Source organism: Pedobacter borealis DSM 19626, assembly GCF_000708285.2.
Taxonomy (GTDB): domain Bacteria; phylum Bacteroidota; class Bacteroidia; order Sphingobacteriales; family Sphingobacteriaceae; genus Pedobacter; species Pedobacter borealis.
Genome location: NZ_JAUG01000014.1, coordinates 24,573 through 37,472, shown reverse-complemented (window position 1 = coordinate 37,472; position 12,900 = coordinate 24,573). Strand labels below are relative to the sequence as shown.

The following is a 12,900-nucleotide window of genomic DNA, read 5'->3' as shown; positions in this document are numbered from 1 at the left end:
CCTTTATAAAAGTATAATATGAAAGCACTTTTTAACAAGTTATTGGTAACCGTTGTTGTATTTACCCTGAGTTTTACAGCAGCTATGGCTCAGGTAGTAAAATGGGACAGCACCTATCGCCCTGGGAAATATGTTGAGCAGGTAGCGAAGTTTAAAGCCGATTCAAAATCTAAAACAGATTTCGTCTTTTTGGGTAACAGCATTACCGCTGGCACGGATTGGGCTAAACTTTTAGATCTGCCACAGGCAAAAAACAGAGGAATTTCAGGTGATATTACTTTTGGTGTTTTAGAGCGTTTACAAGATGTAATTGATGGTAAACCAGCAAAAGTTTTTATCCTGATTGGTATAAATGATATCTCCCGGAATGTTCCAGATAGTGTGATCTTAAGAAATTATAAAACAATGATTGCCAGAATCAGAAAAGGTTCTAAGAAAACACACATCTATTTCAATACGCTTTTGCCAGTGAACAGTGCTTTCGAAAAATTTAAAAACCATTATGGCAAAGACGAACATATTCTTTGGTTAAATGATGAAATCAGAAAATTTACGGCTAAAAATGTAACAGTCATTGATCTGTATCCAAATTTTACTGATCAGGACAAACATTTAAGGGCAGAACTTACCAAAGATGGTTTACACCTTATTCCGGCAGGATACCAGGTTTGGGCAGAATTTCTTAAAAAGTCTGGTTATTTAACTGAGAAATAATATGATTTAGAAAGAAGTCAAGTTTCTGGCCTTCTTCGGATTTATTGCGCTGTATTTAACCATTAATAGTTGCAGAAACCTTACATCCCTAAACCTGGTTGACGCGGTAGCTTCCGATTTCCTTCAAATCGGGACTACAAGCAGAAAACAGGACTAAACTTTAAATGCAGTACGACAACTGCTTTCAAAAAAAAACAGACTATAACTGGCTTTTGGACTTTGTTAAATAAAAAGGTCCTGTCCGGCAGTCAGTACTTTTTCTTTATCGATATTGCTGAAGCTAGGTACGTTGCCTAGCTTTTTTATTTTGGTATATTGCTGGATATATCTTTCCGTTTCCACATTCTCATCGCCATTAAAAATGATGCCTTTAATTGGAATTTCATATTGTTTAAGCAGATTGACAGATAAAAGCGTATGGTTAATGCTGCCTAGATAATTTTGTGAAACCAGTATCACTTCAACATTCAACTTTTTGATCAGGTCGATAATCAGCTCTTTTTCGTTTAAGGGTACCATTAAACCCCCAGCGCCTTCAATAATCAAATTGTTCTCCGTTAAAGGTGTGTAGATTTTGTTCAGATCAATCTCAATACCATCTAATCTTGCAGATAAATGCGGTGATAGGGGTTGTGTTAATCTGTAGCTTTCCGGATGGATAACGGTTTGCGTATTGCTTATTAAACTACCTATGGTTATGCTATCGCTGGTATCTAAATCTCCCGATTGGATCGGTTTCCAATAATCGGCTTTTAGTTTTTCGGTTAAAATGGCACTGATTAATGTTTTTCCGATGCCTGTTCCAATGCCTGTAATAAAATATTTAGCCATTTAATTCAATTCTTTAAGATGATTAACCAACGAAATAATTTCCTCGTCGGCATTAAAGTTGTGAAGACAGATTCTGAGCCTTTCTTTGCCCAAAGCTACTGTTGGGCTTAATATTGCCCGTACATCAAAACCTTTGCTTTGCAGTGCCGTAGCGGCCAGTTTAGTCGCTTGATTTGATGAAAACAAAATACCCTGAATAGCACTTTCGCTATCAAGTGCACTAATGTTTTGCGCTGTTAACATTTTTCTAAACAATGCAATTTTTTGATGAATCAGCTGATGATCAATTTTATTTAGGTGTTGGTATGCCGATCTAATTGCAACTATATTATGAATGGGAGCAGCTGTGGTGTAAATGAACGATCTTGCAAAATTAATAAGATAATGGCGTAAGTTTTTACTTCCTAAAATAATGGCTCCGTGTACGCCTAAGGCTTTTCCAAAGGTTACAATTCGTGCAAATACTTTACTGGTCAGGTTAAGCTGGTTGATTAATCCGCTGCCGTTTGCACCAAAAACTCCCGTAGCATGAGCTTCATCTACAATCAGGTTGGCCTGGTAGCGCTCACAAAGGTTAGATAGTTCTATTAATGGTGCAATATCTCCATCCATGGAATAAACGCTTTCTACCACTACAAATATGTTTCCTTTTGCCAGTTTCAGTTTGGTTTCAAGATCGTTTATATCGTTATGAAGGAATTTGTAACGCGTAGCATGGCTTAACCTACAGCCATCTATAATGCTGGCGTGGATCAATTCGTCAGTGATAATGGTGTCGCCGCGCTGCGGGATGCTTGATAATAGCCCTACATTGGCATCATAACCAGAATTAAAGATCAATCCATTTTCAGCTCGGTGGAAATCGGCAATAAGCTGTTCGGTTTCTTCAGTAAATGCGGTATTTCCGCTTAACAGTCGCGAACCACCAGCTCCGTTTAAGTAATTGGGGTGTGTGGCTATGGTATCGTCAATCAGTTTTTTTAATTCGCTCGATCTGGCAAAACCTAAATAATCATTAGAACAAAAATCAAAAGGAGGGATGTTCGTCGATAAATTCCTGATCGAAAGATTATCTTTTCGTTCCTGAAGTTTACCGTTAAGAAACTGTTCAATTTTGCTCATCGGTCAAAAGTAAAAAAAGCGCCCCGAATAATCGGAACGCTTTCAAAAATATAATTAATTAATGTTTGAGCTATTTATCCTTGTGCAGGAGGATTAGAAACTACAGGTGCTTTGTCTTTTTTACCTCTTCCACCCATTCCTTTTCTCATTTTCTCACCCTTTTCTTTAGCTTCGGCGCGGAAAGCATCCATTTTGGTTTTTTGTTCAGCAGTTAAAATGCCATCTATTTTAGCTTTTTGCTCATCAATAGTAGCTTTACGTTCTTTCATTTTGCCTTTCATATCGCCTTGATCAGCAGATCTCCAAGCCTCAATTTTCTTTGCGTTTTCCAATTCAATGGCGTAAATTTTGGTTTTTTGATCAGCGGTTAAGCTTAACTGTTTCTCTAATCTGGAGGTTACCTTTTCTGCTCTTTGCTCGGCAGTCATTTTAGGCATTGCCCGCCTTACTCTCTTTGTAGTGTCTTGAGCAAATGCAGCGGTTAATCCCATTACTACAATTGCTATTGTTAAAATTGCCTTTTTCATGTTATGCTTTTTTATGTGTTTGTTAAAACAATAGATACATAAAAACGCAAACGGTTTAATCGGAGGTTGTTAAAATTGTTAATTTTTATTTAACTGAGAGATTGATTTCTGCATTTGTGCCATCATCTGCGTCAAGGTTTCCATTGTCGGATCTGGTGCAGGTTCCGGTAATGAGGTAGATATATATGCCTTGGCTTTCCAGATTTCCAGAATGTCGTCGGCAGCAATTGTATAGGCATCATATACCTTATTATCTGATATCAGCTTTAAATCTTTATTCTCTCTGAAACGGTTACCCGCTCTTTTGTATACTACACCTTCATTTTTACTAATCACGATGTACGTTTCTCCGGTTTTTACTTCATTCCAGTTATCCAGGTATTCGCCAATAATCACACTGCCTGGTTGAACAGGCAGCATACTATCGCCCATAATTTCAAAAGCCCTAAAGGTACCTTGTCTTAATGCGGCTAAGGGAAGTTGAAATTTCGGTAGGTCGCTAATATATTGAGGATCAGAAAAACCGTTCAAGTAACCAGCGCTTGCTTTAACCGGAACCAATTCGATGTTTTCGCGATCGTTCTGATCAACAGAAATACTTAGTACCCTTAGGTTAGATCCCTGGCTTTTTGGCTTCGGTTTCCAGCTGTCAGATATTTTCTCATTGATGAATTCATCGATGGTAAGATCAAAGTATTCGGCTATTTTTTTTAGCAAATCATATTTAGGTTCCGCCCGGTCTTCCTCGTAAGCCCCGATGAGCGATCTCTTGATTTCCATTACATCAGCGAAATTTTGCTGTGTATGGCCTTTTTTCTTCCTGAGGTACTTTAAATTATTTGAAATATTTGACATAAAAATAAATTTTAAAATAAATTTGGAATTACTAAAATAGTTAGTAATTTTATGCTCATAAAGTTAGTAATATTATTTTGATTTGCAAGAGGGTATACTAAATAGTTTAGTTTTAAGTTTTAAACATAAGATCATGAAAAAGTTTGTTTATATCGTTACCGACAGAAATCGTACAAGTATGCACGTGGGCATGAGCTCTGATTTAATGAAGACACTGGATTTCTACAAACAGATGCCAAACTTATTTTTTGATAACGGGCAGCAATTAACCCGCCTGGTTTATTTTGAAGAGTTTAAAACAGAAGCACAGGCTTTGCTGCGTTTTAAATCAATTAGTCGGTTTACACGCATGCAAAAAGAACGTTTGGTAAGATCTTGTAATCCAGATTGGATTGATTTAACTATAGGGCTCGATTTCGAAAATATTCTTTTACATCGGAATATAAGTAATCAGGTAAAACTATCATTTACGAGTTTGTCTTAATTGTTACGTTTATTAGAGCCTGTTTAAATTTGATACAATTATTTTACTTATCTAACATTTTTGTCATACTGAGGCTTAATTTATTTCACAAAAATCAATATGAATGACAGATGGATAAAACAGGTGAATGGTCTTGAAGTATCGTCATTTCGACCGCAGTGTTCCAAAGGAACTCCTTTGGAGGAGAAATCTTTTAACTTTGATTCAATAACTTGGTACAAAGATCTCTCTCCCGAAAGTTCGGGACTGCACTACAGTCGAGAGGACGACCATTCTATTGGAGCCTGTCAATGATAGCAGAGTCGATTGCTTTTAATATACCGAAAAACGAGTCCTCGACTACGCTCTCCACAGGAGTCCTTTGGACAGACTGACATACTAATAATTTACAATGACATTTAAACAGGCTCTTAATTTCGGAATTAATTTCCTTTTTACCATCCCGGTGCAAATGTTAAACCAAATACTCCAGTTTTAACATCTTTCCTTTGGAAAGGAATCGCATAATAAGGTTCTAATACAAAATAGCCAAAAACGTTTACCCGTAACGATATACCAATACTCATTGCTGGCACACGTTCTGTAGTAGCTTGATAGGTAACAAGATTTCCTTTGTCATCTTTAACTGGTTCGCCCTTACTATCTAATACAGATTCTGTCATATAGGTCGGTTCACTTTTAAACTTTACCTTGGTATCGTTTGTCCAGGCCAATCCTGCATCAAAGAATAAATTCAGATCAGAGAATAAAAATTTAGAAGGTATTGCAGCTAACTTTTTAGGCCCTGTAAAAGGTAAGCGTACTTCGAAGTTAAAAACGGCTATTTTACTTCCTGTTAACTGGTTAATATCGAAAGATTCTGACGATTGAGCCGAGGTACTTTTGTAAATTGAATTTGATTCGTAACCTCTAATTAAATAAGGATAACCCAGATACATTGGATAAAGCCTATCTGCATCTTTACCAATTCTTAAAGTATTGTAACTTCTTACGGCAAAAGTTACAGGCTTAGCTCTCCAATATTTACGAAGATCGGCAGTTACACCAGCAAAATTATAGGAGCCAAAATACTTTTCCCCACTTACACGGTATCTAAAACCATCAAGTGGACCAGTAAGGCCGAAAATAGAATTATCACCAATAAAGCCAGCGTTTAACTGATAAAGTGTAAAAGAATTAAACGGAATGCCGTAGTCCTGAGAAGCAACGTCGTTAGAAATCCTGCTTTTGTCTGAACCAATGTAGTAACCCGCCGAATTGTAATAATTGCTATATCGATCAACTCTATAACTATAATGCGAAAATGCGCCGCCCAATTCAAATCTATGTATTTTACTAAATGGATAAGCCCCAAAAACCTGGATCTGATCTTCGAAAGTTCTAATAATATCTGTTCTGTCTGCTAAGGCATTAACAGTTTTATTATCACCTGTAGGGATATTTTCGTATCCGTAAGACCTAAATCCTGATACATATGGGATGTGGGAAACAGCTGCACCCCAGTTGATTCTGCTTTTTTGATTAATGTAACCCACTAATCCACCAAAATCGTAAATTTCTCCGTTTACGGATAGGTTTGCTATGATTTGATTGGTGCCTAGTATATCGCTAAACATACCCACAATACCACCAGAAACACCGGTTCCGAAACGGCTGGTAGAAACACCAACACCACTATTTGCTAAATAATCTAACCTGAATTTCGGTTTGTATGGCACAGTTTTCATCGAATCGGCTGTGGTTTTTTCGAAACGATCAAAATTATTTAAATTGGAATTGATGATGTTTACACCAATGTTTTCCATCGGAGGAAGGATAGCAGCATCAAAATTTTCATCCTGATTCCCAATTCGTTTCGCTTTAAAGCTGCTTAACTTAGCATTATACAAAGTATAACGTTGGTAGCGATAATAGCTATATACAATATCATCAGTTGTAGACACTGAAATTGCAGGCGAAAACTCGGTAATCCCGCTAATTCCTGTGAAATAATCAGTTAACTGATCTACTGTATTATCTGCGAAATTGTATTTATATAAATTCCTAAATCCATCTCTGTTAGAAAGGAAATAGATATTTTGACTGTTTGAAGAGAACTGAGCATTTAGGTTATTTGCTCCTGGAAAAACATTTAAATTGCTCACTGTTTTAGAAGCGATATCGTAAACAGCTAGGTTTATAGGCAGTACTGCATTAACTACATTCGCCTGAATTGCCGCTCTATCTGATGAAAATACCAGTTTTTTACCATCGGGAGAGTAACTGGGTGCATAATCAGAATATACATCGTTAGTAATTTGGGTAATTGTTTTGGTGTCTAAATTGTAGGAGAAGATATCGCTCTGTCCTTCAACCATACCCGAAAAAGCCACATCTTTTCCATTTGGCGACCAGGTTAAATTACCAAATTGCTGCACCTGATCCATCGCTGTTTGAGAAACCGTAGTTCCGTTTGAAACATTGATAATCATCATCTGGTTTTTGCCATGGCTGAAGATACTGAAGGCAAACTGTTTACTATCCGGCGACCATGCTCCAGCTGACTCTATAAAGTTGAAATCATCAATATGGCCGTTAGAAATCTGACTGCTCAGCTTCCTGATAATTCTGCCGGTTTTGGCATCTGCAAGAAATAAATCAATGCCAAAAAGGTCTTTTTCTGACATGAAAGCCAAATATTTTCCATCTGGACTAAGGGCAGGGGCAACGTTCATATTGCCTGCGTTTTTATTATCGATGATTTTTGTACCCGTAATTTTGATCTGTGAACTATCTGCTTTTAACATTGGTTTATAATGCGCATCGATAGAATTTTTCCATAAACCCGACAATGTTTTGTCATCATAGCCAAAAGTATACCTGATGGCGTTTTCATAACCATATTTTGCAGTATTCTTAAACAACGGAACGATGGTGGTATCGCCGTACTGAGAACCTATGTAAGTCCAAAATGCCTGGCCATAACGGTAAGGGAAATATTTGTTAGAGTTGGTTAAATCTTTCAATGAAGGGATATCACGGTTCAACATGGCATCGCGCATCCACATGGAAGTAAATGCATCCTTTTTTCCGATTGACAAGTATTCAGCCATACCTTCAACCATCCATAGTGGTGTTTGCCCAACATTTTCTAAGCTAATCGAATCTTTTTCAAGCAAAAGGTGGTATTGAAAAGCATGAACAAGCTCGTGACCTAAAACGTGTCTTGTTTGGCTATTTAGCTCCATAACAGGCATAATTACCCTGTTTTTTAGTGCCTCTGTAACTCCACCGGTACCAATTCCAATTTCTCCGTTAAGCGCTGTTGTTTGCTGGAAATCAGGATGGTTATTATACAGAATAATAGGATTTTTCTTTAAAAAAGTATCTCTAAAAACTTCCTGATGCATTTTGTACCAGGTTTCGGCGTCTTGCGAAAAACGTTTTAAAAGTTTCTCGTTTTTGATGTAGTAGTAAATCTCGAAATGGGGTGTTTGCAAAACTTTAAAGTCGAGTTTTTTATACCTTACCTTGTTTTGTCCGAAATATTGGGCCTTAACAGAAAAAGAAAGAATAAGCAGAAGCAATAAAGAAGAATATCGCTTTAATAAAGTAGAGCCTATTTTCATATGTGTGGTTTTTTAATGAAGTTCAATAATTTACGAAAATGAAATTGTAAGAGATTTGGGAAATAAAAATAGCAATTGTTTAAAACAGTATTAAAATTTTAACACTTTTTAGAATTTTTTCTACTCAAAAGCGCAGATAGTTGAGGTATCTGGTTATTTATCGCGATAAAAACTAAGGCTGATTGTTCTCGTTCTTTTTCTTTTCTTTTTCTTCCTGACGTTGTTTTCTTCTCAGTTCTCTTTCTTCCTTTCTGGTTAAAGGAACAGTAGCTGCTGGAGGAGTTTGAACAGGTTCAACTTTCTTTTCTTCTTTTTTTACTTCAGGTTCAATGGTTACAGGAATAACCGTTTCTGGTGTTTCAGGGACGGTAAAATCTGTGGAATCTACTGCTAAGCTATCGGTTGATGTGGTATCTCTTATAATCCGTGGGCTAGGGCAATTGTAGGTTCTCGTAATATCGACTGTTGCTTTAGGGAATGGACCATATGTATAACCGGATTTTGGATCGAGGTATACTTTCTCCATAAACTTAGCGAAAATGGGTAGTGCCGTTCTTGAGCCTTCTCCTTGTTCGCCGTTTTTAAAGTGTGCTGTTCTTTCATCACAGCCTACCCAAACACCAGTTACCAGATCTTTGGTTAAACCCATATACCAGGCGTCTACATAATCAGAAGAAGTACCTGTTTTACCGCCAATTTGATTGTTTTTTCTAAATAGATCCGGCCATTCCCATAATGCCTGCGATGTACCTTCTGGCTCTTCCATACCGCCACGGAACATATAAGTCATTAACCAGGCAATTTCTTCTGTTAAAACCCTTTTTGTTTTAGGTTTAAACTCATCAATTACATTGTTATCCTGATCGTTAATTTTCTCAACTAAAATGGGATCAGTTTTAATCCCTTTATTCATGAAGGTAGCATAAGCTTTTACCATTTCATAAACCGTAACATCGTTTGAACCCAAACTTACAGATGGAACAGATTCCAGATGGCTATCGATTCCGCACTCGTGCGCATATTTTACAACATTATCCCAGCCCACCTTTTCGGTTACCTGAGCGGTAATGGTATTTACTGATTTCGCCATTGCCCACCTTAAACTCATTTCGCGGTACGAAACACTGTAATCGGCATTTTTTGGCTCCCAATATTTCGTTTCACCTTTATCCTGGTAAGCAATTTTAACAGGTTTATCTGTAAATTTATCACAAGGACTCATGCCTTGTTCTAATGCCGTTAAATAAGCAAAAGGCTTAAAAGTAGAACCTGCCTGGCGTTTAGATTGATTAACGTGATCGTATTTGAAAAATTTATGGTCGATACCACCTACCCAAACTTTAATTTTACCGCTTGCGGGTTCCATGGTCATCATTCCGGTATTCATGATTTTACCGTAATAACGGATAGAATCCAAAGTAGAGAATGAAGTATCACGATTGCCTTTGTAAGTGAAGATCTGCATCCTTTTCTTTTTATTAAAGTAGGCGGTAACAGAATCTGGATTGTTAGGGAATTTCTTTTGTAAAAGTGCGTAAATCGGCAAGTTTTTCATCGCCCTGTCTGGATAATTAACCTTTTGTTTTTCCGAATCATACCAAGGATCTTCGTTTCCCCACACATTATAAAACCTGCGCTGCAAAATCCTCATCTGATTGGCAACTGCTTCCTCAGCATATTTTTGAAGTTTAGAATCTATAGTAGTGTAAATTTTTAATCCATCTTCATAAAGATCGTAACCATTATCATTACACCATTTTTCCAAGTATTTTGCCACAGCAGCCCTTAAATAAGAGTCACCATCGCTGCCATCCTGCATTTTGCCTTCTTTTAGTTTAATCGGCTCTTTGGATAATTCGGTTAAACTATCTTTGCTCAGGTACTTGTACTTGTTCATTTGTGCAAGCACCACATTTCTTCTTTCTAATGCTTTTGCCGGGTTTTTGGTTGGATTATATAACGTTGTGCCCTTTAGCATGCCCACAAGCATGGCAGCGTCCGTAGTGGCTAAATCTTTTGCTTCCTTATCAAAGTAAATCCGGCTGGCTGTTTTTATTCCATAAGTATTGTTACCGAAAGAAACGGTATTCAGGTACATGGTGATAATATCATTTTTAGAATAGTTGGATTCTAACTTTACAGCAGTCATCCATTCCTTTAATTTTACAATCAAAGTTCTTACCAAAGGTATTTTGATCAATAATCCCTGCGATTTATTATAACGCGTACGGTAAAGGTTTTTTGCCAATTGTTGCGTAATGGTACTGGCCCCGCCATCTTTTCCTAAACCAACAACTGCACGGCCAACTGCTTGTACATCGATACCCCAATGTTTGTAGAAACGCACATCTTCGGTAGCGACTAAAGCCTGCACTACGCTTGGTGCAATTTCATTATAATTTACAGGTGTTCTGTTTTCTTTAAAGTATCTGCCAATCAGTTTTCCATCGGCAGTGTAAAGTTCCGAACCTACACGAAGTGTAGGCGCTTTAATGTCTCGAACACTTGGTGAGTAGCCAAATAGCCACAAAAAGTTTAATTGAAGGGCAGAAAAGAAAATTATTATAAAAAATAAAACTATTGTAGAATAACGTAAGTACTTGTTTTTTATCTCTTTAAACATATTGGATAAGATGATCTTTAGGTAAAAGCTGTGGCGTTAAATATAAAAAACTCTATATGCAAATTAACGTATTTAATTTACTTATTTTTTAGTTCTATATTTAAATTATTGATGCATCGATTTATCTAAAACCAATACATGATTATGAAAAACGAATTTAAAGGATTAATTGTACAAGGCGATAAGAAATTTTCTTTAAAAAATCACAAAACAGATTATACCGGTGGTTATAATAAAGAAAAAGCTAAAGATGCATTGGTGAATTCGAAAATAGAACTCAATCATTTACAGGAGAAATTATATGCATCTGGAAAACATTCCGTTCTGATTATTTTTCAGGCAATGGATGCTGCAGGGAAAGACAGCGCAATTGAACATGTAATGAGTGGACTAAATCCACAGGGATGCCAGGTTTATACTTTTAAAGTGCCAACGTTAGAAGAATATGAACATGATTTTTTGTGGAGACATTATAAAGCTTTGCCAGAACGTGGCAGGATAGGTATTCATAACCGTTCGCATTATGAAAACGTTTTGGTTTGTAAGGTGCATCCCGAATATGTTTTAAGCGAAAATATCCCAGGTTTTAGTGATGTAAAAAAGATCAATAAAAGCTTTTGGCAACAGCGCTATAAGAGTATCAGAAATTTTGAAGAACATTTAACGGCCAATGGAACGGTAATTTTGAAGTTTTTTTTAAATGTGAGCAGGGATGAACAGAAACAACGCTTTTTAGAACGTATTGATGATCCTACTAAAAACTGGAGATTCTCTTCGGGCGATATTAAAGAAAGGGCGTTATGGGATAAGTATATGGAGGCCTATCAGGACGCGATTAACGAAACAAGTACAGCAGAATCGCCTTGGCACATCATACCTGCCGATAAAAAATGGTTTGCCCGATTGGCAATAAGTGAAATTATTGAAGACAAATTAAAAAGCCTGGATCTGAAGTTTCCTGTTTTGGGTGAAGCTGAAGTGGCCAAACTCGACGAAACAAAAAGTGTTTTATTAAGTGAATAAAAAAAATGCAGGTCTATAAGCCGGGTTCTGTTTCCTGATCGCTCAGGATTTCTATCATTTATCCACTATAAACGTTGCCGTTTATCTCTAACGACCTACCCACTAACATCGGACGGGCAGCCCTACGTACGTTAGCCTATTTGGTCTTTCAACTCTCGGGGTTTACAAACCACTACAGTCGCCTGTAATGCTCGTGCGCTCTTACCGCACGTTTTCACCCTTACTCAGACATAAGCCAGAGCGGTATATTTTCTGTTGCACTAATCCGTAATTCAGGTTTTCATTCCTGAACCCCTTTCCGTTAGAAAGCGAGATGCCCTGCGTTGCCCGGACTTTCCTCTCTCCCGGTTTTACCCGAGACAGCGATAGAACAACCTGCATTTTGCGCAAAGATGGGGTTTTTTAAGTACAAAGGCACAAAGAACACGAAGATTTATCTCTGGTTATCGTCATGCTGAATTTATTTCAGTATCTGTATTAATATTTAAGACCCTGAAATGAATTCAGGGTGACGTACGCAGTAGAAGAGAAATACCTGAAATAGAAATAATTATAGCACCTGTTTATTTACAATTCTGCAAATCCTTTGAAACCTGCGAGTAGGGCACAAAACCCTGCTTATTGCCAAACGAATTGGCGATATAAACCATTACCTGTGCTACATCAATATCAGCCAGTTCAGGGAAAGCGGGCATTTTTTCTTTGTATTCTTTTCCGTGGACGATCAAAGATTCATTTGCACCGTTTTTGATAAAACAAGCTAAGCGGTTTTTGTTTGTTTTTAAAAATACCGAATCAGTTAATGGAGGTGCAAGCTCACCCAATCCTTCACCATTTTCGCCGTGACAATTCTGGCAATTGGCTTTATAAATATCTTTTCCGTTAGACATGTAATTCTGTAGATCGATTGTTTCCTGGTTTTGGCAAGATACAATGATGCCTATAATGAAAAGGAAAAAGATGGAGTTGATGATGTACTTGCGCATTGATGTTTTGTTGTAAAAATCGTCATTTCGAGCGTATTGAAATGGGGTCGAGAAATCTAATGGATTTCTCTCCCGAAAGTTCGGGGCTGCAATCCATCCGATAGCTATCGGATCGAAATGACGATTT

At 37.2% G+C, this 12,900-nt stretch carries 10 protein-coding genes and 1 other RNA gene; 3 read left to right on the top strand and 8 right to left on the bottom strand.

Translation table 11 applies throughout. The features are described 5' to 3' along the window. The first annotated feature begins 18 nt into the window (after positions 1-18). The gene (locus AW17_RS06060) at positions 19-714 is read left to right on the top strand and encodes a GDSL-type esterase/lipase family protein (RefSeq protein WP_029275233.1); all 696 of its coding nucleotides are present in this window, start codon (positions 19-21) and stop codon (positions 712-714) included. 222 nt (positions 715-936) lie between these two features. On the opposite strand, the gene bioD is transcribed toward AW17_RS06060, so the two are convergent. From bioD to AW17_RS06040, 4 genes are all read right to left on the bottom strand, one after another. Further along, positions 937-1,545, bottom strand: a complete 609-nt coding sequence (gene bioD, locus AW17_RS06055; protein ID WP_029275232.1) for a dethiobiotin synthase — start codon at positions 1,543-1,545, stop codon at positions 937-939. Continuing rightward, positions 1,546-2,667: an aminotransferase class I/II-fold pyridoxal phosphate-dependent enzyme gene (locus AW17_RS06050; RefSeq protein ID WP_029275231.1), complete on the bottom strand. Its 1,122-nt coding sequence runs from the start codon at positions 2,665-2,667 to the stop codon at positions 1,546-1,548. 74 nt (positions 2,668-2,741) lie between these two features. Next, positions 2,742-3,194 (bottom strand): hypothetical protein, encoded by a 453-nt coding sequence (locus tag AW17_RS06045; protein ID WP_029275230.1) that lies wholly within the window; start codon positions 3,192-3,194, stop codon positions 2,742-2,744. A 78-nt stretch (positions 3,195-3,272) separates the two neighbouring features. After that, positions 3,273-4,049, bottom strand: coding sequence for an XRE family transcriptional regulator (locus AW17_RS06040; RefSeq protein ID WP_029275229.1), 777 nt, complete (start codon positions 4,047-4,049; stop codon positions 3,273-3,275). Between the two features lie 133 nt (positions 4,050-4,182). Between AW17_RS06040 and AW17_RS06035 the strand changes: the two genes are divergently transcribed. Continuing rightward, positions 4,183-4,533: a GIY-YIG nuclease family protein gene (locus AW17_RS06035; RefSeq protein ID WP_029275228.1), complete on the top strand. Its 351-nt coding sequence runs from the start codon at positions 4,183-4,185 to the stop codon at positions 4,531-4,533. A gap of 434 nt (positions 4,534-4,967) precedes the next feature. Here the strand turns inward: AW17_RS06035 and AW17_RS06030 are convergent, their stop codons facing one another. Together AW17_RS06030 and AW17_RS06025 are read right to left on the bottom strand one after the other, a co-directional pair. Next, on the bottom strand, positions 4,968-8,141 hold the full coding sequence (locus tag AW17_RS06030; RefSeq protein ID WP_029275227.1) for a peptidase MA family metallohydrolase: 3,174 nt from the start codon (positions 8,139-8,141) through the stop codon (positions 4,968-4,970). A 172-nt stretch (positions 8,142-8,313) separates the two neighbouring features. Continuing rightward, positions 8,314-10,764 (bottom strand): transglycosylase domain-containing protein, encoded by a 2,451-nt coding sequence (locus AW17_RS06025; protein WP_029275226.1) that lies wholly within the window; start codon positions 10,762-10,764, stop codon positions 8,314-8,316. Positions 10,765-10,908: 144 nt separating this feature from the next. Between AW17_RS06025 and AW17_RS06020 the strand changes: the two genes are divergently transcribed. Beyond that, entirely contained in the window at positions 10,909-11,787 is an 879-nt protein-coding gene (locus AW17_RS06020) for a polyphosphate kinase 2 family protein (protein WP_029275225.1), read from the top strand. On the opposite strand, the gene rnpB is transcribed toward AW17_RS06020, so the two are convergent. Together rnpB and AW17_RS06015 are read right to left on the bottom strand one after the other, a co-directional pair. Beyond that, positions 11,788-12,169, bottom strand: an RNA gene (gene rnpB, locus AW17_RS23475) — RNase P RNA component class A. A gap of 181 nt (positions 12,170-12,350) precedes the next feature. Further along, positions 12,351-12,773, bottom strand: a complete 423-nt coding sequence (locus AW17_RS06015) for a c-type cytochrome (protein WP_029275224.1) — start codon at positions 12,771-12,773, stop codon at positions 12,351-12,353. Positions 12,774-12,900: the final 127 nt, after the last annotated feature.

Excerpts from the sequence above, each read along its gene's own strand:
- AW17_RS06050 (WP_029275231.1), bottom strand. The coding sequence starts at position 2,667 with ATGAGCAAAATTGAACAGTTTCTTAACGGTAAACTTCAGGAACGAAAA.
- AW17_RS06045 (WP_029275230.1), bottom strand. The coding sequence starts at position 3,194 with ATGAAAAAGGCAATTTTAACAATAGCAATTGTAGTAATGGGATTAACC.
- AW17_RS06040 (WP_029275229.1), bottom strand. The coding sequence starts at position 4,049 with ATGTCAAATATTTCAAATAATTTAAAGTACCTCAGGAAGAAAAAAGGC.
- AW17_RS06030 (WP_029275227.1), bottom strand. The coding sequence starts at position 8,141 with ATGAAAATAGGCTCTACTTTATTAAAGCGATATTCTTCTTTATTGCTT.
- AW17_RS06025 (WP_029275226.1), bottom strand. The coding sequence starts at position 10,764 with ATGTTTAAAGAGATAAAAAACAAGTACTTACGTTATTCTACAATAGTT.
- bioD (WP_029275232.1), bottom strand. The coding sequence starts at position 1,545 with ATGGCTAAATATTTTATTACAGGCATTGGAACAGGCATCGGAAAAACA.
- AW17_RS06020 (WP_029275225.1), top strand. The coding sequence starts at position 10,909 with ATGAAAAACGAATTTAAAGGATTAATTGTACAAGGCGATAAGAAATTT.
- AW17_RS06035 (WP_029275228.1), top strand. The coding sequence starts at position 4,183 with ATGAAAAAGTTTGTTTATATCGTTACCGACAGAAATCGTACAAGTATG.
- AW17_RS06060 (WP_029275233.1), top strand. The coding sequence starts at position 19 with ATGAAAGCACTTTTTAACAAGTTATTGGTAACCGTTGTTGTATTTACC.
- AW17_RS06015 (WP_029275224.1), bottom strand. The coding sequence starts at position 12,773 with ATGCGCAAGTACATCATCAACTCCATCTTTTTCCTTTTCATTATAGGC.